Genomic DNA, 26,213 nt, shown 5'->3' on the forward strand with positions numbered 1-26,213 from the left:
TAACCGGGTACAGCGCCCCGGTCGCTGAGACTTAACCTTTAGCTTTCTGAATTGCCATCTGCAACGCATCCTGCGACGTGCTGCCCGGCACTACCGAGATACGCCCGGCATCCGGAGCCGCTGCCTGCGGCATCACCACAAAAGCCGGGGTTCCGGAGAAATTCATATGCTGCGCCAGCGCCTGATTGCTCAGCAGCGCATCATGTACCGCCCCGCTCTGCTGGGCAGTTTTAACCGCCTTAATCTGCGGCTGGGTGAGATAGTGCGACGCCAGCGCGTAAACATCCTGCTCGGTGAGCTGTCCCTCCACTTTACCCGTGGCGTACAGGGCATTATGCCAGGCCAAATACTTTGCCCCGCCATCGTTTAGCCACACCTGTTCGCCGATTCTCGCCGCCAAACCAGACACCGGCCAGCGGGATGAAAAGATCGGAAACTCTTTAAAGATAAAACGCGTATCAGGATTCGATTTCACCAGTTCTTCCACCACGGGCGACATCTTGCTGCACCAGGAACACTGGTAGTCAAAAAACATCACTACCGCCGCTTTAGCATCCGCCGGGCCAACTGAGGGAGAGCTGTCGCTCAGCAGCTCAGAGCGGTACTGCAGCGCCAGCTGCGCATAAGCCTGCTTCTGGGCAACCTGCTGGCGCTGATGTAGCGTTTCGCTGGCGGCAATCAGGAATTCGGGATGATCCGCCAGATAGGTCGCTACCGCTTCGCCAACTTTATCCGGATGGCTGGCGATATACGCCTCAGCGGTCGGCCCAATATCACCTATCGCCGGGTCGGTCTTCGCCGCCAACGAGGAAAAAGAGATGATGCCGCCAAGCGCTAGCCACGCCGCCGATTTACAGGAAAGTTTGCGCATTATTGAGTTCTCATTATCAAGTTCAGGGGATGCCCACAGGGGCAGAATAAAATCGTCATCACCGTTGTATCGTTACCGTGACCGGCGGCATTACGCCCCCGGCATCGTTGAGGCTTTGCCAACGCACGGCGCAGTGTGTCGTTTGTCGACACCAGTCTGTGCGGCGGGTAGAAAACGGCGCGACCACACCGGCAGCGTCGATCGGCGTACCGTTGACGCGGATTGAAAAGAGGGTGACGTAATAGGGTCCTGAATTACGTACCGTCAGCCCATCCGCCGTTAGGTTCCAAACCAACTGACGATAGGCCTGCTGCGGGTCACCCGTTAGCCCGGCAGGCCGGTAAATCAGTTTTAACGCTGAGCGAAATGCCATCTGCACGCTATTGGCGCCGGTTTTACCCGATGGAATAGCGGCAATGCTCAGCGTAAATAAGCTTTCGCGATCCCGCGCCAGCGCCTCGCCGCTCCATGCGACACGCAGCGTGTTTTCCTGGCCTGCGCGCAATAAAAAGAGCGGCGGCGTCACCGCGAATGGCGGTTTACGGGACGACAAATTATCGGCGCCGGGCCAGCGTCCACCGCTCAGCACGTGGCTATCCACCAGCCAGTCACTGTCCGAGGTATTGCGCAGTGGAACGCTCAACGTCGTCCTCTCAGCGTGATAAATAAAACGCGTGCCGCCAATCACCACGCCTGCATGGCTTATTGCTACGGGCAGCAGCCAGAGCCCTGGCCAGTAGAAAAGTCTTCTATTCATAACTCAGTACGAAAGTCGCGGAAGCATCGGCAGCCCCCGGCGCCACCGGGGCGCCATCAGCCACATAGCGGGCATAAAACTGTATACGTTCGGACGCGGCGCCCGCGGTTAGCGCCAGCACATCGCTCTGCGCCCCCGGCGCGATTTGCTGTTTATTCTTGTCATAGAGCGCAATTCCTATACCGCTTGCGGTATCCGCTCCGGTATTCACCGCGAACAAATCGCCATCTTGCGGATCGCTGGTACCGCTAAAGCTCACCGTTACGCCGCTGGCGGTGCTGCCGCAATTTTGTAGCGTGATCGAAAAAGGCTGCCACTCCGCGCCGGCGCCTGCCTGATAAAACTGGCGGTTGCTAACGGTTCCCATATCGACCTGAATGTTCTCGGAATCCGGCGACAGCGTGCAGGTGTTGTCGGTAATGGTTCCGGTGACGTAGACCCGGCCGTCATGGGCCAGCGCACCGCTTGCCGCCAGAGCCAGCCCCCAGCAGAGGTACAGTTTTTTAATCATTGCCGCGCGCCTATTCATATTGCAGGTCGAAATACATCACCGCCGTCGCATTGCCGGAGGTCACGGTTGGCCGGGTAGATTTGTAGCGGATATAGAACGATAAGGTGTTGCGGCCCGTTTTCAGCGGGTAGACCACCGAACTGGTGTTATTGATGCTAACGGCATCCTGATCCTCATCCAGGATCTCCACGCCAACGCCGCTTGCCAGCATTTTTTCGCTACCCATACCGGTGTCGCTCAGCGCCAGCAGCGCCGGATTGTCGCTGTCGGCGGTACCGGTAAACCAGATTTTGCTGCCGGTAATGCCGCGCGAGCAGTTTTTCAGGTTGATGTTGAACGGCTTGAACTTCGTCGTCGTACCGGTAGAGGGAAAATCTGCCACTGAGAACTGACCTAAATCGATACTCTGGCTGAGGCTGGAAATTTCGACATCGCAGGTTTGCGCGACAATGGTCCCGGTGAATTCCAGGTTGTAACCGCTATCGTCGCCATAGCAACCGTTGCCGCATAGCAGGATCAATAAGAAGAAGTAACGAATCAGGCGCATTTAGTCGAAATCCACCCGTAAGTTAGCCAGCGCGGTGAAGGCGCCCTCCGCCGGCGTCTGGCCGGTGGTACTGACTGGATACGCCTGTAGGGAAATAGTCGCGTGTCCGTTTTCATCCGTCGTGAAAGGCTCGACGCTGCTGGCGTCATTTGGCGTTAATACCGCGCCGTCGCTGCTCTCAACCACCACGCCAACATCAGGATTGTCGGAGGCAATAGCCTGGCTTAAGTGGCTATCGGCGGTGGCTATCAACCGCAGACTTAAGTTGACCTGCGAATCCACCCCGCTGCACTTCACCGGCACGGTGAATCTTTTCTTACGGACACCCGTTGGTTTTTCCCCGGCGCGATTGAAACCGCCGCTGTACAGCGAGCCAAAATCCACAAGAATGGTTTGCCCGGCGTTAATTTCGCAGCTTTGCGGCACGGTCACGCTGCCGCTGTAGACAATGCTATATACCACGGTACTCAGCGGGTCGTCCCCGGTGGTGGTGACATAGACATTAAACATGGTCTTCGGCTCGATATTTACCGTGCCAATAAATGGCTTCACAACCTTAAGCTGGAATACCAGATTCGAATCATGTACCGGAAAAGGCGAGCCGTTGTTAACGTTGGCGTCATAGCCCATATAGACATAATCCATTGGTGGATAAAATTCCCCGGCCGCCGAATCTTCAATGCGCATTGCTCCTTCAAGATAGGCGCCATCCAGCTGCATATATTTCCAGTCGCCGTTGGTTTCCACTATCGATGAAGAAGCGACATACGAACGATACGTCCGCCCCGAATCCGAAGAGCCGGCGGGACAAACCGCCTGCACGTTCACATCCTGGTTTTTACTAAGTTGTGTGGTGGTACCGGCCTGATTTTGCGCCGCCGTTAGCGTCGTCGTCAGGTCATAATCGACCGTCGCGGGCGAGCCATTGGTGTTCTGGCAAACGGCCGCCAGACTACCGCGGGCCAGCAGCAGCCCCATTAACAGAACAAGAAAAGAGACAGGCTTCATTTAGCGACATTCCAGATGCTGACGCACCAAAGGCTGGCTAACGTCAGGGAGATGATAATGAGTGAGACATTGTTGGTCAGGCTGCGGCCCCCATTGTGCTTTCAGCGTGCCCTGCGGGCTAAGGCCTGAGAGATACACTTCGCCATCGTCGCCAACGATGCCTTCTTCCGCCGCGCCAGCAATGGATACCGTAGCGCCAAACGGCAGCGGTTTCCCGTAATGGCTTAGCGTCAATAGCGCGCGCTCGCCGATCCGGGCGGTAAAGTTGGCCAGCACCAACGCCCCTTGGGTGGGAACGACATTGATCACCGCATCATCGATATCGACATCGTCTTTTAGCGAGTTGACGTCCAGCGCCATGCGATTCTGGCGGTAAGTAGTGGCATACGGTACCACCGCGTAGCCGCGGCCATCGGTGTGGATCCCCGGCTGATCTTCGATATTGACATTCCCTGCCCCCGGCACGGCGATAAGAACATTGGTGTCGCCCAACGGCTGGCTGAGGGTCAGACCATGAGCATGCGCAACCATGCCGCCGCTGAGGCCATAGTTCAGTTGCCGATAATCACCATGGTTGCTGTTGTTGTAGCCGACATTCAGGTTGCCCTTTGCCCCGTCGTATTCGAGGCTGGCGGAGCCGCTCGCGCCAACCCCCTGATTCTGATAGCCCTGCTGGACGCTATAGCTCAGGTTGTTTTGATCCAACAACGTGCCGCTGATACCGCTATTTTGCGTCACGCCGCCGTGTCCATCGCTACTGGTGGAAAACGTCGCATAAACGTTATGACGACGCTGGGTAATATCGTCGCCGTGAGAAAGCCACTGGCTGAGCGGTAGCGAAAGATTGAGCGCCAGCGCCTGGTCGCGTTCCTCCTCGCCGGGCGCGCGGCTACTGCTATATGACAGGCTCCACGAGATCCCAGCCAGCGTGTCGCTGTAGCCGATTTGCAGTAATTTATTGGTTTCATCGGTGTGCCAATAGCTCTGTTGGCTACCGGTGACATACAGTGAGCCAAAATGGCCGAACTGCTGAGAGAGGTTGATCTGTACCTTGCCGCGTTTGGTGTAATACAGATTGTAGTCATCGCCAGCATCACGATCGCTGTCTTCCTCCTGCGGGCCGTTATAGCCTGACATCCGTTTCCACGCGGTATCATCGAGGGTATAAAAACCAGAGGTTGAGTAGCGATATCCCAACAGTTGAAAATGGGTGCCCAGGTCATTTAAAGATTTGGCATATAAAAAGCGCAGCGATTGCCCCTGGTGCTCGCTCTCATCTGCAAGTGTACTGTAAGCCTGGGTAAGATCGACGGAAATCGCCCCCCAGTCGCCGAAGTTGGCCCCTGTTCCCAGCGCCAGCGCGCGGTAATCGGATGAAAACTGCGTTCCGCCGTACAACGTAACGCCGTGCGGCAACCCCCACATCAGGGTCGCCTGGCCGAAACTCACATCCCGTTTCTGGCTACTATCGCCGCGATAGGTCGCCGCGGTGGCGGCGTATTTCACCCGCCCCTCGCGTTGCAGAACCGGTACGGCGGCATAGGGTACGCTATAACTGGAGATGCTACCGTCGGACTCCTTGATCTCAACGTTGAGATCGCCACTGGAGGAGGTCGGATAGAGATCGTCAATAGTGAATGCGCCAGGCGGTACATAGCGCTGGTCTATAGTGTAGCCATTCTGCCGAATCGTCACCTGGGCGTTGCTTTTGGCGATGCCGTGAATAGTCGGCGCGAAGCCCTTCATGCTGTCCGGCAGCATATTGTCATCGGACGCCAACTGTAGCCCGCGAAACGGCAGGCTATCGAAAACGCCTGAGGGGGTGTAGCTGTCGCCCGCCGTCAGTTCGCCTTTCAGCGCCGCCACATCGCGTTCAACGTAGGTGCTGATGTGCTGCCAGTCGCTTTTCTGTTGCTGATTATCGCTGTTGTAGTTCCATGTCGAATAATCACGTAGACGCCAGGCGCCAAGATTTACTCCGCTATTGAGACCGAGGAAGTAGCTATCGCTATCGGTACCGCCAGCGCTACGGTCCCGGCTATTCGCACCGGTAAACGTATAGTTGAGCAACAACGCATTAATACCTTCATCCCAGTTTTGCGGCGGAATATAGCCCCGCGCCCGGCTGTTCAGCGCCGCCTGCGGAATGCTGATATTCAGCCGCTGCTGACTAAAATCAAAAGCGGTGGAGGCGGCAGGGATCGTAGCCGCAAGATCGACGCAGTCGCCCGTAGCGGCCTTCGCCAATTGTGGGAAAGCGCTAATATTCACGTTCATGCCGTTGAGCATCTCAGGCGTCAGGCAAGCACGAAGTCCAGAGCCATCAGTGGCCTGGTTATTGACGCGAAAAGCGATATCGCGGGTCGTCAACAATGCGCCATTAAGGTAGACATCGACCCGATAAACCCCCGGCGCCTGACCGTTGCCTTCAAAGTGGGAAAGGTCGGCGATCTTCGACGGATCGTCAGATAAAAAGGCCGGGTTAAAATAGTTTTCGGCCCAGCAGCTCGGCAGCGTGCATACGCTTGCCGAGATCAGAGCCAGGCTGATAAGCGCCGGCAATCTACCGAGCGTCAACTGGCACGCGGAGACATCGAGTTTCAACACAATATCAATGACTCAGACAGGTTTGCAGCGGCGTGGTGGCGCCGAAATCGTTAATTGACTGGAAGGTCGCCTGCCCTGCTCCGCCGTGCAACGTTATCTCGCTTTTCGGCGGCACCATTGAATTGGCTAATTTCTGCCCGCCAACATGAATATCAACCAGCGAGACATAATAGGGTGATGGATTGGCGATCGTCAGGCGGTCGCCTGCACGCTGGCAGCGCAACATCGCCGGAGCATCTACCGAGGCAACCGGTAAGTGTTTGGGGCGGATAAACAGTTTAATGACGCTTTGCGTGGCGATTTGCAGCGAATTCGCCGCCAGTTTACTTTTATTAACCGAGGGAATGGCTTTACTGTTGAGATAAAAAACGCTTTCGCGATCTGTCGGCAGGGAGGGGCCAACGTACATAATACGCAGCAGATTTTCTTTCCCCGGCTGAATGACGAACAGCGGCGGGGTAACGACAAAATCGGCGCTTCTGCCGCCATCGGCATTCGCCACCCACGACTGAATTAAAAATACATTATTGCTGGAAGAGTTTATCACCGGCAGAGAGACCTGCTTATCACCCTGCGGATAAATAACCCGGGTAGAACCCAGCGCAATACCACCCGCATGGGCCAGCTGAGTCATTCCCAGCGCCGCCAGCAGTACTAATAAAAATAAAATCGGGGTAATTCGCGTACTCATTCTTTTGATAACCAGGGAGGAGATGAAATGCATCCCTCCGCTGCCAACAACGGAGGAGATGCGGATACCAATCAGGAATAGACCATGCTGAAGGTCGCGGTCGCTGCGACGTTACCTGCAGTCGCCGCGCCGGTTGCGACATAATCAACGCTCAGCGGTACGGTGTTTTCACCATCAATCAGGGTGATCGTGCCAGAGGTGTCGCCGATGTTCAGAACCTGTCCATCCGGGCCGTACAGCTGCAGCGCAACATTAGTCGCCGAGCCTGCGCCTGCGGTATTCGCCAGCGAACCGGCAAGTGAACTGTCCTGCTGACCATTAAAGATAACCGCCGCATTCTGGCTGACGGTGGTATCGCAATCTTCCAGTTTGATTGAGAAATCTTCTTTCTGATTGGCTACCATTCCGGCTGCCGTCAGTTTGCTGGTGCGAACCTGGCTCAGGGTAACGGTTTGATCGATAGAGTCAGCAGAAACGGAGCATGCGGCATTCACAACCTGTCCGGTAAAATTCACCGTACCACCGGAGACCGTCGCGGTATCCGCATTCGCCGCGCAGCTCATACCGCCCGCCGTCATGGCAGTCATGACCATCACTAAAAGATGTTTTTTCATAAATAACCTTTTAAATACACAAGTCGAAAATAGAATTAATAACGAATTTTAGTACCGAGCCCTCTTCACAGAGATCTCTTGCTGGTACCGGGCGCAAAAACGTTAAAGTTTGTAGCGTACAGAAATACTATATTCAATGAATAGCAAACCAGCGCTTATTTATAAGCGCCGATAGATAATTAATTTCTGCCGTTATTTAATTATTATAAATTGGCCAGAGAGTTGCAATCGACAAAAACTGTTTTTATAGGACCACCATTAACTGACTGTTTTTACAGTAAATAAATCGTTATAGGTGTTATTTAGATACAGCAACTAGTAAGCCAGTGGCAGTTTTTTAATCCCTAACAGACGTCCACCATCAATATTGATATATCCGCCCTTTCGCAATTCAGAAAGAAGCTTCATGGTACGACTCCGCGATATTCCGGTACGACGTTGAATAAAGTTCAGAACATTAATGCTCTGGCGATATTCGTCGTTGTAGGCGGCAATTTCGATTAATAACGCACGAACCTTAAGATAAGAGTCAACGCCAACCAGCTCCCGGTCGCGAACGTTCATCACCATCAGACGATAAGCGAGAAAACGAGCTACGTCGTGCCAAAGATTGCACTCATCCGTCACCTTAATAAAATCCGCTAACGAGACTGCACGACCACGGCATTCTGTTTCAGCAATCAAAAAATGCTCCGGGCGGGTGGGAACATCGTATGTCACACCGTAGCTATCTATCAGTCCAGCAATTGACGGGGCGAAAACCGATAGCACGTTCAAGCCTCGATCACTGCGGCAAATTGAGAAGATACCGGACTCAAGCAACACAATGCGGCTGCTCTGCTCTGTGTATAGTGAAAATTCTTCACCCGACTGCACGACGAAAGATTTACCAAAGGGCAAGAGCGCTGAAAATAAGGCGTCAATCGCTGCATGGGGTTTAGCCTGCTGAGAGAAAATATATGAGTGCAAGGCATTCTCATTATCATTTTCGAAACCATTTAATTTCATTATATCTTCATTAAATATCCATAATCATATGAGAAATAAAGATATACATACATTAGTTAGCCTGCAATTAATAATAAATAAATATTAAATATAGAATAAATGTATGATGAAAGCACAAATAATCAATCATTTATCAAATAAGATAATCCTCAAACAAATAACCAACAAAGATCTCAAAATGTTATTAATCATTTTTAACATTACACACTATAACAAATGAAATTATTTCTTATGATATAACAAGAAAGAGAAAAGGCAGCGATCCAGTATAGTACCGCCACTGAATCACCGCCTTAACGCTACATGAAATACAGGGAATTAACTAAAGTAGCGGGGCGCCGCGTAGTACTCCACCATTTTCTCCGCCAACCAACCGCCATCTTCACCGTTGGAATGAATAGTGGTGATACTGACGGTCGAACCGCCGCCCCACAGCACGGCAAAAACGTTATAATCCGGCAGATTTAACGCCTGCATCTGGCTCCAATCGTATCCGCCATCGCGGCGCAGAAAATCACCCACCGTCGCGACGCCATAGGTCGTGCTGTTCACCGCGGTATTTAACAGCGCCGGGGTAATGGTGTCGATATCGCTGCCAATCCGCGAATCCCCCATGAAGAAAGTACCGCCTGACGCAAAATGCGCCGCAGCGATTTTACTGGTCCCTTCCGCAACCGTCGGCATATGGCCGCCGGGGATCTGCCACAACATCGCCGGTTTCTGCAATGCTCTGGCGGTCTCCTTCACCATGCCCAGATAGTTCATCCAGCAGGTAGCGTTCCAGCCGTAGTGGGCTAAGGCATCCGGGCTGAAGCAGTCGCGTTCAAATTTATCAAATGCGATAAAGTCTGGCGCATAGTCGCCGCCGTACACGCCCAGTTCATTAATGAAGTCAGCGATCGCCGCCCCTTGTTCCCGCGGCGCGGCATTGACGCGCAGCAGCCAATCTGCCGTGCCCGTCGCCCAAACGTTGGTCTGCCAGCCGAAAGCGATGTCCGGCGCGAACTGGCGAACGATATAGTTAATCGCCTGTACGTAGCCGTACAAATCGTTGCTGAAAGTCGGCAGCGTCGGCGCGCTAAACCCTGGCATCGAAGGAAGCGCATTAATCGCCGCCGCCAGTTGGACATTGACCTGTACGCTATTGGCCTTACGCAGCGCGGTATAGCCATAAGGCTCCTGCTGCATGGCGCCAAGGAAGTCTGGATTCAGGACAAAGGTTGCCGGAACCGGATGCAGGTCATCTTTCCAGGATTGCGCCGCCAGACACTGGGTAATGAAGCTACCAAAGTGATTGCGTAGACGCTGTTCGTCCTGCAGGTCCGATACCGCGCTGCCGCCGCTAGCATTGGCGGTATAGACCACCATCACCGGCATCACCGCGCGGCCGGCATCGGCTTCGATTTCGCGAACCAAAGGTACGGTTTTATGGATCGGTAGCGAGGCATAATCAAGGAAGCCATCGCCGTTAGTGTCCACTTCCGCCGCCGGAATCGGATCGCCGCCACCATCAAAACCATCATATTTAAACAGCGCGCTGAACGGGACATTGCGATAAAGATCGACAGTCTCCGCCGCATTCACCGTCACGCCGCCGTGCGCCAGATAATTCGGCCAACCTTTTACCTGCAACGGAACGCCCTGGATAAACTCAAGCGTGACGTTATTAACGCTTTGCAGCAAACGCAACGGCGCGCTGACATCACAGCGCCACGGCGTACCGGCGATATACACATCCGCGACCTGCACGCTATATTCCCCGGCAGATAAACGCAGCGGTAATTTCTGCTGACGAGTATCGCTTGCCAGCACGAAACTGTACTGGTAGCTGCCGCAGCGGAAACGATAGCGTTGAGCTGCCGTACCCTGCGGTAAGCCTAATACCGTCACCGCGACTTCAACAAAGTTGTCGCTCGCAACGGGCGTTTTTTGTAGCGCAACGTCTGCCTGAGCCGTCGTGCCTACCTTCGGCACGAAGGTCGCAGGCTGCGCAGACGTTGTCAGCAACTGGTTGTTCATCGTCGTCGGCTGCAGGCAAATAGCATATTGATGATTTGCTAATAGCCGAGTGACGCGCTGCGGTTGGTTCGCCATCAGCGTCAGGGTACGTTCGCGTACACCTGCTTCCGACCACAGCTCAACGACGACTTCCGCGCCTTCCAGTTCATCATCCGCAAGCAGCAGCTCGATCGCGGCAAAGAGCACCGCTGGCTGATAAGCAATCGGGCACCGTTCAACGGCGTTACCGGACGAGAGTATCAATGTATAGTTTTCGGCAACGGGTGAAATTCTCATCTCGTCGTTACACAACTCCAGTACCGTAATACCGTAACTTCCTGCACTCAGATCGCCAATGGTTAGCGAAGCGCCCCATTCGCCGGCAAAGCGCTGCTGGCGGCCATCCGGATACTGCAGCTCAATCTCCGGCTTCAGCGAGGTGCTCTGCGCCTGCGTCGGGAATTGCACAATGATTTGCCCCTGGCGTCCAGGATCATGGGCCAGCGTCGCCGTCAGATCGCTAAGCGCGACGGGCGTTTGCGTGGCCGAAAGATAAAACTCCAGCACCGCCGATTTACCGGAAGCCAACAGATACTCGCCGTCGTTATTGATTGTGATGGTATTTTTTTCAATCGGCCAACCGCCATCGCTGGCCAGCGTTACCGCCTGATTCCCCAGCATGGTGCCGCTAAATGGGCTGTACGGATCGGGATGCGCTGTCGCGGTGAAACCTAATTTCAACTGATTAATATCGACGGACTGCGAATAGTGATTCGTCAGCGTCAGGGCAATACGTTGGTACCAGCTGGACGCTTTCACCTCCCCAGATACCAGGGTCAGTCCCGCGCCGGTAATCTCATCATCGATGGGCGCTTCAGGTTCTGGCTCAATATCATCAGCGGTATCATCCGCCGGTACTTCAGGTTCTGGTTCAACCTCATCAGCGGTGTCATCCGCCGGTACTTCAGGTTCTGGTTCAACCTCATCAGCGGTGTCATCCGCTGGTACTTCAGGTTCTGGCTCAACTTCATCAGCGGTATCGTCAGCCAGAGTTAACGTAAAGGTGGACATTTTTACCGGTACCTGGGTGGCAGCCAGGCTAAAAAACAGGGTACCGCTTTCCCCTGCCTGCAGCAGCAGTTCACTACTGTTGTTAATGATGATTTCATTGAATTCCAGGGTTCCCTGGGCGGTGTCACGCAAAGTTAACGAACGATCTCCTTTTAGCGTGCCTCCCGTATTGCCCCACGGATCCGGATGCCCGGAGGCGGTAAAGCTAATTGTCGCCAGGTTCAGATCTAGCGGGCGGTTACTTTCGTTTGTGAAGGTTAAAGTGACTTTCTGGTACCAGCTATTCACATCAATCTGGCTATTTTTAATTGCAATGGTCATCAACGCGATTCCTCATTCCCTGGTGGAAAAAAGCCCCGGAAAACCGGGGCTTTGTCATGGAGCCCATACCTCGTTTAGCGCAGAAGTATTAGTAAGCGCCTAAGTCAGTCCATGCGCCGCTCTGACCGCAGTTCAGGTCAGGCTGGTCGCCCTGGGACCACCATTTCACCTGGTAGTTGTGACCTTTCCAGCTCACGGTTTCGAAGGTACCCCAGCTTGCGCCGTATACGGTGTTAGCATCCCACAGCGCGTGTGGCGCATCCTGGTCTGCCGCATCATCGGTAGAGGCGTCATCTTCAGCCGGTGTAGTATCTTCGTCTGGAACCGGAATAATGTCGGTTTCATCTTCTTCTTCATCAGCCGGTTCAGGTTCGCCCTGAGATGCTAATGCTGGCACCGCCGTCAGCACAAAACGTTGCTGAGTGGAAGGTTCGTTGTAGCAGTCACGCACAAACAGAGTGAACTGGAAGGCCGTTTTCGCGCTCACTTCAGGCACCACAAACTCAATCACTTCCGCAGTTTTATCCGCGACGGTAATTTCAGACGGTACGCCCCAGCTGTAGCTCAGTTCATCATCATCTTCATCAGAAGAATTCGCGCCTGACAGCTGGACGGTAGAACCGCCGACAACCAGCAGCTCGATAGCGGCTTTTGGCGCATGATTGACATCAGTTGCCTTATCGTCTTCTTCAGATTCATCTTTTTCTACGTTGATGCCTTCGAAGTAGAACGGTTCCATATCGATGACTTCAGATTCAATTTCATAACCCAGACCTTCACGAGCCGCGTTCAGCAACACGCCATTGTCCTGATCGATAGTCCAGGTAAACATACCACCCAGACCCAGGCTTGCTGCATATTCGCCCTTCGCTTTTACTGAACGTGGAGTATCCAGAGACATGAACAGCTTGGATTCCGGGTTATACAGATAATCAGCATCAGCGACCTGGTCGGTGTAGACGTTGAAACCGTTACGGCCTTTCTGGTTTTCCAGATCCAGGTAGTTGTAGATCACGTCATACCATTCATTAGTGCCGGATTCGAAAGTACCGGTGGTATCGCCGTTACCTGGGTTATAGGTGCCTTTCAGCGGAGACAGCGACTCCAGCTCAACGTTACGGCCATTACGGGTATAGCCGGCATAACCAATGTTGATATTTTCAGCAGGGAAACCTTCAGACAGCAGATGCTCCACGATAGTGTTGACACCCCAACCGCCCTCTTCCAGCGCATTCAGGTTGGTGTGATGGGCAACGCTTTCCGCCCACGGGGTACCGAAGAAGTCATAGGTCATCAGGTTGATGCCATACAGACCTGCTTTAATCAGCGCTTTCACGTTGGAGTAATCAAAGGTCTTCACGACCGCGGAGCTGGCGATGGAGATTTTCACATTGCTCAGGCTGGCGGAATCCAGTTGCTTACGCAGTTCGCCAATAAGCAACGCATAGTTTTCACCATCTTCCGGGCCGCAAGGGTTGCCAGCGCCTTCGGCGTTCGGGTATTCCCAATCGATATCCACTTCGCTGAACATCGGGAACTGTTTGAACAGTTTCACCACGCCTTTAGCAAAGGTTTTACGTGCGGAATCAGACGCTGCAGTTTCATGGAAGCCGTTACTCATGGTCCAGCCGCCGATGCTCATGGACAGCACCAGGTTATGGCCCTGCTGTTTGGCTTTCGCCTGCAGATCGCGCAGACCGCCAAGCAGACCTTTACAATTTTCTTGAGTCACGGTCTTCGGATCAACATCCCAGCCGCTAACGCTATGTCCAACGTTGACGTAAGACTGGAAATCACCCCATGGATCAAGGAAAGTCGGTTCGTACTTAACTTTACCGCACTGTTCCGCGCCTTCAGCCACGACGTCACGATATTGGCCATCATTTTTATGGAAACCGGTCACGCCAACGAAGCCGAAAATAATTTTATCGTAAGCAGTCGGTGAGATATTGGTCAGGTCGTAGCCGCGACCGCGGTTATCTTTAGAATCGTCCCCTTGCAGGCGACCATCATACTGAGACCAGTCGGTATAATAGCCAAATACCTTCGGCTTAGTGGTTGCTGCTTTATATTTGTTATAGACCGGCTTTGCGACACGAGCTGATGTATAGCTATAGTTGCTAACTTCAGTTGCTGGGTTAAAACCATCAGCGGCGTTGCTGGTTTCGGTAAGAGTATCGCCTTTAATCAGTTTGCTGGTAGCCATTTTAAATTTCCTTTTAAGTTTAAAATTTATCGCAGTTCGTTCTGCGAGACCAATAATCCATTACTCACCCCAAATTAGCTAATCACAAAACCTCAGCAATTCATCAGCACTAAAAAATTATTTTAATGATGTCTACTCAGGAAACATCAACGTGGAATCATTGGGCAAATGAGGCCCGCCTTCCAGCAGGAAAGATAAAAAACAGACAGCATATTAAATATAATTTAGGTAGTAATTAACCGTCATTTAATTTGCATGAGATTATGTGACGAAGGTCTCCCCATCAAATGGCAATACAATAAAATCGATGACAAAAAATGGATTAAGCCATTTCTTGTGCAATATATTCACCAACGACAATCAGGATGTGCAAATCTAAAGGAAGACGTTATGAAAACTTATCTCATCAATAACAACTGCATCTACAATGAACAGAAATATGAACTAAGAACGAGCTCAAACTCGCAAGTTATTAGAATGACAGCAATGCGTTCTAAATGTCTTAGCTTCATTATTGAAAACGCTCATCTGGAGATTATCGAACGCCAGAAAATCACTAATGAGCTATGGGGTAGCAGAAGTCATTTTGTGAATGATGCCAATCTAACGCAGATACTGTATTTAATCAGACGAGACCTGAAGGCGTTGGGCATAAACGATCTCTTCATTACCATCCCGCGCCAGGGATTACAGGTCAATAAGGATATCGCCATTGAGAAAGTCGAACCAAAAAAACCAAAAGCCAGGAAGCAGTTTTTCCGTAAAACGCTGGCAGCCCTGACCACCGTCTTTTCCGTCACGCTAGGTACAATGATGTACATGCATATTCATTAATTCAGGGAGAAAAAAATGAATCCAATTATTGATGGAATTCTGGGGCTGGAAGGCGGTTACAGCGCCAACCCGAAGGATAAAGGCGGCGAGACTAACTGGGGTATCACAGAAGCAACGGCGCGAGCGCATGGTTACCAGGGGAAAATGAGTGAACTTTCTCACAATGAAGCCTATGCAATCCTGGAAACGGATTACTGGATCAAACCCGGCTTTGAACAAGTATCGCAACTTTCCTGGGCGGTGGCATTTGAACTCTGCGACGCCGCCGTGAATATTGGTCCCCATCACCCTTGCACGTGGCTACAGCGCTGGCTTAACGTGATGAACCGCGAGCAGCAGTATTATCCGGATATAAAAGCAGATGGCAGCATCGGCCCGCAAACCCTACATGCGCTAAATTCCTATTTATCGCAACGAGGTAAAGAAGGAGAAGCGGTGTTAGTGAAAGCGCTCAACTGTAGCCAGGGCGCTTATTATCTGGATATCTGCGAAAATCGCCGACAAAATGAAGAGTTCATTTACGGCTGGATTAAAAACCGAGTGACATAGTTGAGATAAACAAATCCGTAATAAAAGACTCAAGGATGAGCCTTTTATTATCTGATAATGCTATTTGAGTTTCGAACCGCCAACAGCACTTTTAACTTTCTCTCCGAGGATTTTTAAAATCGGGCCGGCAAATACACCGCCTAAACCAGCGGCCAACAACACCATGTTAAAGCTAAACCCTTTTTCGATAGCAATAGCACTAAGGAGAAAACTGGTAAAACAAGATATGACTATCTGCGTCAGGCAGGTCATAATCCCCTGATGGGCTTCGCCAGCCTCTTCTTTATTCCTGCGAAGCAGGAAACTAACGAACCCGCCCCAGGCGCCGATAGAAATAATGGTCAGAAGTATTTCTACTTCCAATAGTACAACTTCCGTTGTCTCTAAATGATTAGGAATAGACATAATCGCTCCTGAATAACTAAAGTTTAAAAAAGATTCATCAGGAGTGTAAACGGCGGAATAGCGGAAAGGTAATCAAAGAACATCATGACTAACCACATCATATTAATGACGGTAAGATGAGGAAACTTACCGTCTGAATGAGGACAGCGTATGTAACATGGAAACCGTTTCATTTATCGCTGATATATTTCTACTATTTTTGTTCCATGAAGCATAAACCTGCACGGATTTAAACATCAACTCAGGGGGCGGTTGGATAAAATTTATATCATATTTACGCTGATTTTTATAAAACAACGCCAGTTTCAAAGGTAACAGTGCAATCAATGCGGTTCTTTCTACCATGCTAACCAGCCCGGTGATAGAATCGCTACAATAGCCCATAGTACGTGAACCGTTATAATAAACATCATCTTTAAATAATCCGTTATCAGTGATGATGGTGGGTGAAGTAATCCCCGGTTGATACATGGCATGGCGGGAAGAGTAGAATTGATGCAAAGAAAGCTGCGACAGCTCGCTGAATAAATGACCTTTGGCACAAATACAGACAAAGTTTCTGAAGCTATCAATAATTTGATTATCGAGTCCGGGCTCAACCAGCGGTTCAGAACCGATCGATAAATCACATTGAGCGGTCAATAAAAGCTCTTTAGCTTTATCGCAGCTAATGTTGCGGGATGAAAAATGGTTGATAACGCCCTGCTCGAAAAGCGCGCTACCGTACAGTTGGGAAAGGTAATAACTTTCGATGAAATCGCTTCCAAGGATCGTAATCCGGGTGTCATCATCCTTGTTTTCCGGCAGAAAAGTATTGTCGACAAGCGACATGGCCTGACGGAAACTTTGGTGTATTTCGAGTGCTTTCGCCGTTGGCAGTAAACCATCTTTGCTTCTGACAAACAGCTCCTGCTGATAGAAGTTTTGCAGACGTCTTAATGCCAAAGAGACCGCGGCGGGAGTGATGGCCAATTTTTTCGCCGCCTTCGCGGCATTTCCTGCCGAAATGACAGCGTCAAGAACCTTGATTAAATTATAATCAAAGCCCTTATTGGCACCTTTCGATCCCATCCACTGTCAGCCTCTTTTATCGAAAAAAGCAATATAGATAATACTCAAAATAAATCAAATCCGGACATGCTAAACAAAGTATAGCGTTTCTATTCAAGGCTGAGGTTGGGACAGAAAAAAGCCTGAACAGGGATGTTCAGGCTTGTGCTAATAAGGTGATTAAACGCAATTAACGCGTTAAATCATCAAAGAATTTTTTCACGCCATCGAAGAAGCTTTTGGAACGCGGGCTGTTTTTCTCACCCGTCGGACCGCCAAAAGTTTCCTGCAGCTCTTTAAGCAATTGCTTCTGCTTGTCATTGAGGCCCACTGGCGTTTCTACCACCACGCGACACAGCAGATCGCCCTGAGCACCGCCGCGAACGGATTTAACGCCCTTGCCGCGCATGCGGAACAGTTTGCCGGTTTGCGTTTCGCCAGGAACTTTCAGGTTAACGCGGCCATCCAGCGTCGGTACTTCAATCTCGCCGCCAAGCGCAGCCATGGTGAAGTTGATCGGTACTTCGCAGTACAGATTATTCCCCTCACGTTCGAAGATCGCGTGCTGTTTGACCTGAACCTGAACGTACAGATCGCCCGACGGAGCGCCATGCTCGCCCGCTTCGCCTTCGCCAGCCAGACGAATGCGATCGCCGGTGTCGACGCCAGCCGGGATTTTCACCGACAAGGTTTTGGTTTTTTCAACGCGACCGTGACCGTGGCATTTATTGCACGGATCTTTAATCAGCGTACCGCGTCCCTGACAGTGCGGACAGGTTTGCTGAACAGCAAAGAAGCCCTGACGCATCTGGACCTGACCGGAACCGTGACAGGTTGGACAGGTCTGCGGCTGAGTACCTGATTTCGCACCGCTGCCGTGGCAGACATCGCACTCTTCCAGCGTAGGGATGCGGATTTCCTTGGTGACGCCACGGACCGCTTCTTCCAGCGTCAATTCCATGTTGTAACGTAGATCTGCGCCGCGTGCCGCGCGCTGACGACCACGACCGCCGCCGAAAATATCGCCGAACACATCGCCAAAGATATCGCTGAAATCCGCGCCGCCGCCAAAGCCACCACCGAAACCGCCGCCGCCCATGCCGCCTTGTTCAAACGCGGCGTGGCCGTACTGATCGTAGGCTGCACGCTTCTGGGCATCAGTCAGGACTTCATACGCTTCTTTGATTTCTTTAAATTTGGCTTCGGCCTCTTTGTCACCCTGGTTACGGTCCGGATGGTATTTCATGGCCAGGCGCTTGTACGCCTTTTTGATTTCACGCTCTTCCGCTGTTTTGGAAACGCCTAAAATCTCGTAATAATCTTGCTTTGCCATTGGTGTTTTTCAGCCCCTTAACATGCGTGCACGGGCGGAGAGGAAACCTCTTCGCCCGTGCCAGTGTTTTACCCGTTCAAAGGGCGATTATTTTTTGTCTTTCACTTCTTCGAACTCAGCGTCGACAACATCGTCATCCTTCGCGCTGCTTTCTTGAGCGTCAGCGCCGCCAGCCTGCTGCTGAGCGTGCTGCTGCTGAGCGATTTCCATCAGCTTCTGGGAAGCCTGGGCCAGCGCCTGCATCTTCGCTTCGATGTCCGCTTTGTCTTCACCTTTCAGAGAAGTTTCCAGTGCGGTCAGCGCAGACTCGATTGCAGTTTTGTCGTCAGCCGGCAGTTTGTCGCCTGCTTCTTCAACCTGCTTACGGGTGCTGTGCAGCAGATGGTCGCCCTGGTTACGGGTCTGAACCAGCTCTTCGAACTTACGGTCAGATTCAGCGTTAGCTTCCGCTTCGCGAACCATTTTCTGAATTTCTTCTTCATTCAGACCGGAAGAAGCCTTGATGGTGATCTTCTGCTCTTTACCGCTGTTTTTATCTTTAGCGGAAACGTGCAGGATACCGTCAGCATCGATATCGAAGGTCACTTCGATCTGCGGCATACCGCGCGGTGCTGGGTTAATACCATCCAGGTTGAACTGACCCAGAGATTTGTTATCGGAAGCGCGTTTACGCTCACCCTGCAGCACATGGATGGTTACCGCGGACTGGTTGTCTTCCGCAGTAGAGAACACCTGGCTGTGCTTGGTCGGGATCGTGGTGTTTTTGCTGATGAGCGCGGTCATCACGCCGCCCATGGTTTCGATACCCAGCGACAGCGGGGTAACGTCCAGCAGCAGAACGTCTTTAACATCACCAGTCAGTACACCACCCTGAACGGCTGCGCCGATAGCTACAGCTTCATCCGGGTTAACGTCTTTACGCGGTTCTTTACCAAAGAACTCAGCAACTTTCTTCTGCACCATCGGCATACGAGTCTGACCACCAACGAGGATCACGTCGTTGATATCGGAAACGGACAGACCGGCATCCTGCAGGGCAACTTTCAGCGGCTCGATGGAACGGTTAACCAGATCTTCAACCAGGCTTTCCAGTTTCGCGCGAGTCACTTTGATGTTCATGTGTTTCGGACCGGTCGCGTCTGCGGTGATATACGGCAGGTTAACGTCGGTCTGTTGAGCGGAAGACAGCTCAATTTTCGCTTTTTCTGCGGCTTCTTTCAGACGCTGCATCGCCAGCGGGTCGTTGCGCAGGTCAATACCCTGCTCTTTCTTAAACTCGTCAACGAGGTAGTTGATCAGACGAGTATCGAAGTCTTCACCACCCAGGTGGGTATCACCGTTGGTTGCCAGAACTTCGAAGGTTTTTTCGCCGTCAACTTCGTCGATTTCGATAATAGAGATATCGAAGGTACCACCACCGAGGTCGTATACCGCGATAGTGCGGTTGCCGACTTCTTTATCCAGACCGTAAGCCAGCGCAGCGGCAGTCGGTTCGTTGATGATACGTTTGACTTCCAGACCCGCGATACGACCGGCATCTTTGGTTGCCTGACGCTGAGCATCGTTGAAGTACGCAGGTACGGTGATAACAGCTTCAGTTACCGGCTCACCCAGATAATCTTCAGCGGTTTTCTTCATTTTTTTCAGCACTTCAGCAGAAATCTGCGGCGGCGCGGTTTTGGTGCCTTTCACATCAAGCCAGGCGTCGCCATTATCTGCGGCAACGATTTTGTACGGCATGATGGAAACGTCACGCTGAACTTCTTCATCCTGGAAGCGGCGACCAATCAGGCGTTTAATCGCAAACAGGGTGTTTTGCGGGTTTGTCACTGCCTGACGTTTAGCCGGCTGACCAACCAGAGTTTCACCATCCTGGGTATAGGCAATAATAGAAGGCGTGGTGCGATCGCCTTCGGCGTTCTCCAGCACGCGAGCGGTAGTGCCATCCATAATCGCTACACAAGAGTTGGTAGTACCCAGGTCGATACCAATAATTTTACCCATCTAAACGTCTCCACTAAAAATTCGATCAACATGTGGTTGTGAACCTGTAATAAGGGCGAAACGTGCGGTTTCAACTGCCCTGACATCATTTTTTTTCAGGTTCTTCACTGCGGTTGACTACAAGATGGGGTCGCCCTGGTTTTCATCAAGGGGCAGGCCAAAAAAAATTTTGCTGGCAAAACGCAGACGCGAGAGCAAACGACACGCCAGACGATAAAAATAACCGGTATAACCCATACAAAAAATAAATAGTAAATAAGAACATATTCATTGGATATCGCACTCGTTCGCCGAAGAGTTGGCCATTATCGCCGCGAAAGGTAAATTGCTGAAAAATACCCCGCCAGATCATAGACAGCCTCTGCACGCCTCATTATTATGCCGCGCCCCACCGCAAGTGGCGGGGTAATGCTTCCCTTTCTAATCATTATTTTGAGGAATTATGGGCAACACTAAGTTGGCTAATCCGGCACCGCTGGGCCTTATGGGCTTTGGCATGACCACTATTCTGCTTAACCTGGCAAATAGCGGCCTTTTCGCATTCGATGTAGCTATCCTGGCGATGGGCATTTTTTACGGCGGCATTGCGCAAATTTTTGCCGGCCTGCTCGAGTATAAAAAAGGCAACACCTTTGGTTTAACCGCTTTTACGTCCTACGGCTCCTTCTGGCTGACGTTGGTCGCGATCCTTCTGATGCCGAAAATGGGCCTGGCTGATGCGCCGAACGCGCACTTCCTGGGCATGTATCTCGGCCTGTGGGGTATCTTTACGTTGTTCATGTTCTTCGGCACGCTGAAAGCCGCGCGCATGCTGCAGTTCGTCTTCCTTAGCCTGACGGTACTGTTCGCGCTGCTGGCGATTGGTCACCTGGTCGATAACGAAGGCATTGTTAAAATTGCCGGTTGGGTCGGCCTGGTATGCGGCGCGAGCGCTATTTACCTGGCGATGGGTGAAGTGTTGAACGAGCAGTTCGGCCGCACCGTTCTGCCGATTGGCGAGCCACGCTAATGGCCTGCCGCCGCCCGCAAACCGGGCGGCGGCGTTAAATTTAACGCTGCAGTTCTCCTTGCGGTAAAACCGCCTGCGTCGTCAACCCCTGACGCAGCCAGATACCTAACCCCAGCCCCATCAGCGACAGCGCCAGTACGTACCAGGCCGGCGCCATCGGCGAAACCCCCATCAGCATCGTAACGGCGATCGGCGTCAGGCCGCCGAAAATGGCGTACGACAGGTTGTAGGAAAATGAGATGCCGGTAAAACGCACTTCCGCCGGGAAAGCGCGCACCATCACGTAAGGTACCGCCCCCACCACGCCGACACACAGCCCCACCGTCCCATACAGCAGAAACAGCCGCTGCGGGCTGGCGCCGGAAAGGTGGTAAAAGGCCCAACTGGCGGCCGCCAACAATAGGCTACCGACGATAAAAGTGCGGCTGGCGCCGAAACGGTCTGCCGCCAGACCGGCGAGTAGACAGCCGATGCACAGCATAATCGTGGCGATGCTATTGGCCTGCAGGGTAATCGCCGGCGCAAAGCCATAATGTTTTTGCAGCCAGACCGGCGACATCAGGATCACCACCACCACGCCGGCGGACAGCAGCCAGGTGAGCAGCATCGAAACGATGACGGCCTTCTGGTGCTTAAGCGCCACCGCCTTCACCGGCAACTCCTGCGCCAGCGCTTTGCGCTTCTGCATCTCCAGAAATATCGGCGTTTCCTGCAGCCAACGACGCAGGTACATCGCCACCAGGCCAAAAACGCCGCCCAGCAGGAAAGGAATACGCCAGCCGCCGTCGTGGATATCTTGCGGCGTCATGCTGGTGTTGATAAGCGTCGCCACCACCGAACCCAACAGGATCCCGACGGTCAATCCCGCGGTCAGGGTGCCGCAGGCGATACCGATGCGTTTTTCCGGGACATGTTCGGCCACGAAGACCCAGGCGCCCGGCACTTCGCCGCCAATCGCCGCCCCTTGCAAAATACGCATGAGCAGTAATAGCAGCGGCGCAACGATGCCCATTGAGGCATAAGTCGGCAGCAGACCGATCGCCAGCGTCGGCAGCGCCATGAGCAGAATGCTGAGGGTGAACATTTTTTTGCGACCGACCAGGTCGCCAAAGTGGGCCATGATAATGCCGCCAAGAGGGCGCGCCAGATAACCCGCGGCAAAAATACCGAAGGTCTGTACCTGACGTAGCCATTCCGGAATATCGGCCGGGAAGAACAGTTCGCCGACGACGGCGGCGAAGAAAACAAAGATAATAAAGTCATAAAACTCCAGCGCCCCGCCGAGGGCGGCCAGCGTCAGAGTTTTATAATCCTGTCGATTCAGTGCTCGGGTGTGTTGTGACATAACTGGCGCTTCGTCCGCAGTAATATTACGCAATGTGTAAAGTAAAAAACACTATACCGTAAATAAAACAGCACACCACCGGCGATGCAGGTTATATCAGCAATGCATTAAATTCAGGATAAAGTTTCACGCCGTGCGCTTTTCGGGCGAAAAGCTGCTACAACGCTCGCTTCCGTCTCCACATACGGTCCCTCAAGCAACTGTACACAATAAGGTACACTTGCGAAGACACCATGCACCAGCACCTTACCGTCCGCGTCTTTGACCCCTTCAAGGGTCTCCTGAATCGCTTTCGGCTGGCCAGGCAGGTTGAGGATCAGCGCCTGCTTGCGGATGACGCCAACCTGCCGGGAGAGGATAGCCGTCGGCACAAAGTGTAGGCTAACCTGGCGCATTTGCTCGCCGAAACCGGGCATGACGCGATCGGCAATCGCTAAAGTTGCGTCCGGCGTCACATCACGGCGCGCCGGGCCGGTGCCGCCGGTGGTCAACACCAGATGACAGCCCATCTCGTCAACCAGCTCGCACAGCGTTTGTTCAATGATGGGCTGTTCATCAGGGATCAGGCGAGTCTGCAGTTCAAAGGGCGTTGTCAGCGCACGCGCCAGCCACTCTTCCAACGCAGGAATACCTTTGTCCTGGTAAACGCCGCTGGAGGCGCGGTCAGAAATAGAAACTAAGCCGATGCGTAATTTATTCATATTCATTCCGTTCAAATAGTGCAATTAAGCGGAATGATACACGCTGGAGAGAATTACAGACAGGATTCAAAAGAAGTAGCGTGACCGGTAGCCCGGTCACGCTGGGATGATTACAGCAGGTCGCCGATCATTTTTTCCAGTTTTTCCTGGTCGATGGCAAACTTACGGATACCTTCCGCCAGTTTGTCTACCGCCATCGGATCCTGGTTGTGCTGCCACAGGAACTGGGATTCAGTAATGCGTTCCGGACGCGCTTTCACTTCGCCGCTGAACGCCAGTTTACGTTCGACAGCGCCTTCGCTTTCCGCCAGCTCTTTCAGCAGCGCAGGGGCGATGGTCAGACGGTCGCAACCGGCCAGCTCAAGGATTTCGCCAACGTTACGGAAGCTTGCGCCCATCACGACGGTTTCATAGCCGTGCTGCTTGTAGTACTCGTAGATTTCGCTAACGGAAACCACGCCCGGATCTTCTGCCGGCGCGTACTCTTTCTTATCCGTGTTCGCTTTGTACCAGTCGAGGATACGGCCAACGAACGGAGAAATCAGGAAGACGCCCGCTTCGGCGCAAGCGCGAGCCTGAGAGAAGGAGAACAGCAGGGTCAGGTTACAGTTGATGCCTTCTTTTTCCAGCTGCTCAGCGGCGCGAATGCCCTGCCAGGTGGAAGCCAGTTTGATCAGGATACGATCGTTGCCGATACCGGCATCGTTATACAGTTTGATCAGGCGTTTCGCTTTCGCGATAGAGGCGTCGGTGTCATAGGACAGACGGGCATCAACTTCGGTAGAAATACGGCCCGGGATCAGTTTAAGGATTTCGAGACCGATGTTCACCGCCAGTTTGTCGGAAGCATCGATAATCTGCTGCGCGCGATCGCTGCTCTGGCCGCGAGCCCAGGCAACAGCGTCGTCAATCAGCTTACGGTACTCAGGGATCTGAGCCGCGCCGAGGATCAAAGAAGGGTTGGTGGTGGCATCCTGAGGCTGATACAGCTTCATTGCCGCGATATCTCCGGTGTCAGCTACGACAGTGGTGTACTGACGCAGAGAAGTCAATTTATCCGTCATGATAGTGTTTCTCTTAAACAGCAGTTAAGGGGATGTAACCGGTCTGCCAAGATGATAACACGCCATAGGGTCAGCGCAACCGCCGACAATGCAAGAGCGCAGAGTGTGATAAACTCGACATATTAATTATCTGAATGCTAAAGGATTGTCACCGGAGTGGTAGCGCTTACACCGCGCGCCGGCATGGACAAGAGGACGTTTAATGCCTGATTTTCTCTCGTTTATCAATGAAATACTCTGGGGCTCGGTAATGATTTACCTGTTACTGGGCGCCGGTATTTGGTTCACCTGGCGAACGGAGTTTATTCAGTTCCGTTATATTCGCCAGTTTGGCAAAAGTCTTAAAAAAAGCCTTCGCCCGCAGCCCGGCGGATTAACGTCTTTTCAGGCGCTGTGCACCAGCCTGGCGGCTCGCGTCGGCAGCGGTAATCTGGCGGGCGTGGCGTTAGCGATTGCCGCCGGCGGCCCAGGCGCCGTGTTCTGGATGTGGGTCTCCGCACTACTCGGCATGGCCAGTAGCTTCGCCGAATGTTCGCTTGCCCAACTGTACAAAGAGCGCGATGGCGAAGGCCAGTTTCGCGGCGGCCCGGCGTGGTATATGGCCCGCGGCCTCGAGATGCGCTGGATGGGCGTGGTCTTCTCAATTCTGCTTCTGCTGGCCTATGGGGTGATTTTTAATACCGTGCAGGCCAACTCGGTGGCGCACGCCATGGCCTATGCCTTCGATTTGCCGATAGTCGCCGTCGGCGCCGCGCTGGCTGCCGCAACACTGTTGATTATCGTCCGCGGTCTACGCGGCGTGGCGCGATTGATGCAGTGGTTTGTGCCGCTTATGGCTCTGATATGGGTGGGCGCCAGTCTGTTGATTGGCCTCTGGCACTTCGCCGCCCTGCCGGCGGTTTTTGAAACCATCTTCCGCTGCGCTTTTGGCTGGCAGGAAGCGGCGGCGGGCGCGGTGGGTTATACCATCAGCCAGGCGCTTACCGGCGGTTTCCAGCGCGGGATGTTTTCCAACGAAGCAGGCATGGGTTCAACGCCAAATGCTGCCGCTGCCGCTGCATCATGGCCTCCGCATCCCGCGGCGCAGGGCATCGTACAGATGATTGGCGTCTTTATTGATACCATTGTTATCTGTACCGCCAGCGCGGTCATTATCATGCTGGCGCCGCGCGAAAACCGCGACAGTGCGGTCAGCGGTATTCAAACCATGCAGCACGCGATGGGCGATCTTATTGGCAGTTGGGGACCGGGATTGGTGGCTGCCGTGCTACTGTTCTTCGCTTTCAGTTCGATTGTCGCCAATTATATTTATGCCGAAAACAATCTGATCTTCCTGCGTCTCAATAAGCCGCTACATATCTGGACGCTCCGGGTTATCACCGTGTTGATGGTACTGACAGGCACCCTGGTGAGTCTTCCGGTGGTCTGGCAACTGGCGGATATTATTATGGCGCTAATGGCGATCACCAACTTAACGGCGATTTTGCTGCTGTCGCCAACGGTTCGGCTCCTCGCCAGCGATTATCTGCGCCAGCGCAAACTCGGCGTGCAACCGGTCTTCGACCCCGCTCGCTATCCGGAAATTCAGCAACATCTGGCGCCCGGCGCCTGGGATGAGATACCGCGTGAATAGCGCGGTAATCGCAGCAATCGATCCCACCGTACTCTTTTTTTGTTAAAATTCGTCGAAATTCCCTGCAAGGACTGGA

The 26,213-nt window shown here is 52.7% G+C and carries 22 protein-coding genes; 4 read left to right on the forward strand and 18 right to left on the reverse strand.

Annotated elements, in window-relative coordinates:
- Positions 1-31: 31 nt before the first annotated feature.
- From ABLU80_RS16765 to ABLU80_RS16815, 11 genes are all read right to left on the reverse strand, one after another.
- Positions 32-871, reverse strand: coding sequence for a DsbA family protein (locus ABLU80_RS16765; protein ID WP_063445903.1), 840 nt, complete (start codon positions 869-871; stop codon positions 32-34).
- A gap of 58 nt (positions 872-929) precedes the next feature.
- Entirely contained in the window at positions 930-1,628 is a 699-nt protein-coding gene (locus ABLU80_RS16770; RefSeq protein WP_348850225.1) for a pili/flagellar-assembly chaperone, read from the reverse strand.
- Positions 1,621-2,139, reverse strand: coding sequence for a fimbrial protein BcfF (locus ABLU80_RS16775; RefSeq protein ID WP_348850226.1), 519 nt, complete (start codon positions 2,137-2,139; stop codon positions 1,621-1,623). Before ABLU80_RS16775 ends, ABLU80_RS16770 begins: the two co-directional genes overlap by 8 nt.
- A 10-nt stretch (positions 2,140-2,149) precedes the next feature.
- Positions 2,150-2,686, reverse strand: coding sequence for a fimbrial protein BcfE (locus ABLU80_RS16780; protein ID WP_047080143.1), 537 nt, complete (start codon positions 2,684-2,686; stop codon positions 2,150-2,152).
- Positions 2,687-3,694 (reverse strand): fimbrial protein BcfD, encoded by a 1,008-nt coding sequence (locus tag ABLU80_RS16785; protein ID WP_032709853.1) that lies wholly within the window; start codon positions 3,692-3,694, stop codon positions 2,687-2,689.
- Positions 3,695-6,298 carry a fimbrial biogenesis usher protein gene (locus ABLU80_RS16790; RefSeq protein ID WP_227513471.1) on the reverse strand — a complete coding sequence of 868 codons (2,604 nt, stop codon included), beginning with the start codon at positions 6,296-6,298 and terminating at the stop codon, positions 3,695-3,697. It abuts the gene before it with no gap.
- Between the two features lie 7 nt (positions 6,299-6,305).
- Positions 6,306-7,025, reverse strand: a complete 720-nt coding sequence (locus ABLU80_RS16795; RefSeq protein WP_072206461.1) for a fimbria/pilus periplasmic chaperone — start codon at positions 7,023-7,025, stop codon at positions 6,306-6,308.
- A 38-nt stretch (positions 7,026-7,063) separates the two neighbouring features.
- Positions 7,064-7,606, reverse strand: a complete 543-nt coding sequence (locus ABLU80_RS16800) for a fimbrial protein BcfA (RefSeq protein ID WP_015704344.1) — start codon at positions 7,604-7,606, stop codon at positions 7,064-7,066.
- A 315-nt stretch (positions 7,607-7,921) separates the two neighbouring features.
- Positions 7,922-8,614 (reverse strand): winged helix-turn-helix transcriptional regulator, encoded by a 693-nt coding sequence (locus ABLU80_RS16805; RefSeq protein WP_015704343.1) that lies wholly within the window; start codon positions 8,612-8,614, stop codon positions 7,922-7,924.
- Between the two features lie 318 nt (positions 8,615-8,932).
- Positions 8,933-12,004 carry a chitinase gene (locus tag ABLU80_RS16810; protein ID WP_348850227.1) on the reverse strand — a complete coding sequence of 1,024 codons (3,072 nt, stop codon included), beginning with the start codon at positions 12,002-12,004 and terminating at the stop codon, positions 8,933-8,935.
- An 88-nt stretch (positions 12,005-12,092) separates the two neighbouring features.
- Positions 12,093-14,210, reverse strand: coding sequence for a glycosyl hydrolase family 18 protein (locus ABLU80_RS16815; RefSeq protein ID WP_063445898.1), 2,118 nt, complete (start codon positions 14,208-14,210; stop codon positions 12,093-12,095).
- 390 nt (positions 14,211-14,600) lie between these two features.
- Between ABLU80_RS16815 and ABLU80_RS16820 the strand changes: the two genes are divergently transcribed.
- Positions 14,601-15,044, forward strand: coding sequence for a transcriptional regulator (locus tag ABLU80_RS16820; RefSeq protein ID WP_015368346.1), 444 nt, complete (start codon positions 14,601-14,603; stop codon positions 15,042-15,044).
- A 15-nt stretch (positions 15,045-15,059) separates the two neighbouring features.
- On the forward strand, positions 15,060-15,593 hold the full coding sequence (locus tag ABLU80_RS16825; protein WP_015368347.1) for a glycoside hydrolase family 108 protein: 534 nt from the start codon (positions 15,060-15,062) through the stop codon (positions 15,591-15,593).
- 60 nt (positions 15,594-15,653) lie between these two features.
- On the opposite strand, the gene ABLU80_RS16830 is transcribed toward ABLU80_RS16825, so the two are convergent.
- The 4 genes from ABLU80_RS16830 to dnaK all read right to left on the reverse strand — a co-directional run bounded on the left by ABLU80_RS16830 (position 15,654) and on the right by dnaK (position 20,385).
- Positions 15,654-15,998: a phage holin family protein gene (locus ABLU80_RS16830; protein WP_015368348.1), complete on the reverse strand. Its 345-nt coding sequence runs from the start codon at positions 15,996-15,998 to the stop codon at positions 15,654-15,656.
- A gap of 126 nt (positions 15,999-16,124) precedes the next feature.
- Positions 16,125-17,069: a LysR family transcriptional regulator gene (locus tag ABLU80_RS16835; protein ID WP_015368349.1), complete on the reverse strand. Its 945-nt coding sequence runs from the start codon at positions 17,067-17,069 to the stop codon at positions 16,125-16,127.
- Between the two features lie 169 nt (positions 17,070-17,238).
- Positions 17,239-18,381 carry a molecular chaperone DnaJ gene (gene dnaJ, locus ABLU80_RS16840; RefSeq protein WP_045395847.1) on the reverse strand — a complete coding sequence of 381 codons (1,143 nt, stop codon included), beginning with the start codon at positions 18,379-18,381 and terminating at the stop codon, positions 17,239-17,241.
- An 87-nt stretch (positions 18,382-18,468) separates the two neighbouring features.
- Positions 18,469-20,385 carry a molecular chaperone DnaK gene (gene dnaK, locus ABLU80_RS16845; protein WP_020079654.1) on the reverse strand — a complete coding sequence of 639 codons (1,917 nt, stop codon included), beginning with the start codon at positions 20,383-20,385 and terminating at the stop codon, positions 18,469-18,471.
- A 442-nt stretch (positions 20,386-20,827) separates the two neighbouring features.
- Between dnaK and satP the strand changes: the two genes are divergently transcribed.
- Positions 20,828-21,394, forward strand: coding sequence for an acetate uptake transporter (satP, locus tag ABLU80_RS16850; protein WP_015368353.1), 567 nt, complete (start codon positions 20,828-20,830; stop codon positions 21,392-21,394).
- A 40-nt stretch (positions 21,395-21,434) separates the two neighbouring features.
- On the opposite strand, the gene ABLU80_RS16855 is transcribed toward satP, so the two are convergent.
- The 3 genes from ABLU80_RS16855 to tal all read right to left on the reverse strand — a co-directional run bounded on the left by ABLU80_RS16855 (position 21,435) and on the right by tal (position 24,504).
- A complete protein-coding gene (locus ABLU80_RS16855) occupies positions 21,435-22,739 on the reverse strand; it encodes an MFS transporter (RefSeq protein WP_047041276.1) in 1,305 nt (434 codons plus the stop codon).
- Between the two features lie 113 nt (positions 22,740-22,852).
- On the reverse strand, positions 22,853-23,440 hold the full coding sequence (gene mog / locus ABLU80_RS16860) for a molybdopterin adenylyltransferase (RefSeq protein ID WP_015368355.1): 588 nt from the start codon (positions 23,438-23,440) through the stop codon (positions 22,853-22,855).
- 110 nt (positions 23,441-23,550) lie between these two features.
- Positions 23,551-24,504: a transaldolase gene (tal, locus tag ABLU80_RS16865; RefSeq protein WP_348850228.1), complete on the reverse strand. Its 954-nt coding sequence runs from the start codon at positions 24,502-24,504 to the stop codon at positions 23,551-23,553.
- Positions 24,505-24,706: 202 nt separating this feature from the next.
- Between tal and ABLU80_RS16870 the strand changes: the two genes are divergently transcribed.
- Positions 24,707-26,137, forward strand: a complete 1,431-nt coding sequence (locus tag ABLU80_RS16870; RefSeq protein ID WP_063445895.1) for a sodium:alanine symporter family protein — start codon at positions 24,707-24,709, stop codon at positions 26,135-26,137.
- Positions 26,138-26,213: the final 76 nt, after the last annotated feature.

This window comes from Klebsiella sp. CN_Kp104 (assembly GCF_040064515.1).
Taxonomy (GTDB): domain Bacteria; phylum Pseudomonadota; class Gammaproteobacteria; order Enterobacterales; family Enterobacteriaceae; genus Klebsiella; species Klebsiella aerogenes.

Coding starts and splice junctions, on each gene's coding strand:
- ABLU80_RS16765 (WP_063445903.1), bottom strand. CDS start 871: ATGCGCAAACTTTCCTGTAAATCGGCGGCGTGGCTAGCGCTTGGCGGC.
- ABLU80_RS16770 (WP_348850225.1), bottom strand. CDS start 1,628: ATGAATAGAAGACTTTTCTACTGGCCAGGGCTCTGGCTGCTGCCCGTA.
- ABLU80_RS16775 (WP_348850226.1), bottom strand. CDS start 2,139: ATGATTAAAAAACTGTACCTCTGCTGGGGGCTGGCTCTGGCGGCAAGC.
- ABLU80_RS16780 (WP_047080143.1), bottom strand. CDS start 2,686: ATGCGCCTGATTCGTTACTTCTTCTTATTGATCCTGCTATGCGGCAAC.
- ABLU80_RS16785 (WP_032709853.1), bottom strand. CDS start 3,694: ATGAAGCCTGTCTCTTTTCTTGTTCTGTTAATGGGGCTGCTGCTGGCC.
- ABLU80_RS16795 (WP_072206461.1), bottom strand. CDS start 7,025: ATGCATTTCATCTCCTCCCTGGTTATCAAAAGAATGAGTACGCGAATT.
- ABLU80_RS16800 (WP_015704344.1), bottom strand. CDS start 7,606: ATGAAAAAACATCTTTTAGTGATGGTCATGACTGCCATGACGGCGGGC.
- ABLU80_RS16805 (WP_015704343.1), bottom strand. CDS start 8,614: ATGAAATTAAATGGTTTCGAAAATGATAATGAGAATGCCTTGCACTCA.
- ABLU80_RS16810 (WP_348850227.1), bottom strand. CDS start 12,004: ATGACCATTGCAATTAAAAATAGCCAGATTGATGTGAATAGCTGGTAC.
- ABLU80_RS16815 (WP_063445898.1), bottom strand. CDS start 14,210: ATGGCTACCAGCAAACTGATTAAAGGCGATACTCTTACCGAAACCAGC.
- ABLU80_RS16820 (WP_015368346.1), top strand. CDS start 14,601: ATGAAAACTTATCTCATCAATAACAACTGCATCTACAATGAACAGAAA.
- ABLU80_RS16825 (WP_015368347.1), top strand. CDS start 15,060: ATGAATCCAATTATTGATGGAATTCTGGGGCTGGAAGGCGGTTACAGC.
- ABLU80_RS16830 (WP_015368348.1), bottom strand. CDS start 15,998: ATGTCTATTCCTAATCATTTAGAGACAACGGAAGTTGTACTATTGGAA.
- ABLU80_RS16835 (WP_015368349.1), bottom strand. CDS start 17,069: ATGGGATCGAAAGGTGCCAATAAGGGCTTTGATTATAATTTAATCAAG.
- dnaJ (WP_045395847.1), bottom strand. CDS start 18,381: ATGGCAAAGCAAGATTATTACGAGATTTTAGGCGTTTCCAAAACAGCG.
- dnaK (WP_020079654.1), bottom strand. CDS start 20,385: ATGGGTAAAATTATTGGTATCGACCTGGGTACTACCAACTCTTGTGTA.
- satP (WP_015368353.1), top strand. CDS start 20,828: ATGGGCAACACTAAGTTGGCTAATCCGGCACCGCTGGGCCTTATGGGC.
- ABLU80_RS16855 (WP_047041276.1), bottom strand. CDS start 22,739: ATGTCACAACACACCCGAGCACTGAATCGACAGGATTATAAAACTCTG.
- mog (WP_015368355.1), bottom strand. CDS start 23,440: ATGAATAAATTACGCATCGGCTTAGTTTCTATTTCTGACCGCGCCTCC.
- tal (WP_348850228.1), bottom strand. CDS start 24,504: ATGACGGATAAATTGACTTCTCTGCGTCAGTACACCACTGTCGTAGCT.
- ABLU80_RS16870 (WP_063445895.1), top strand. CDS start 24,707: ATGCCTGATTTTCTCTCGTTTATCAATGAAATACTCTGGGGCTCGGTA.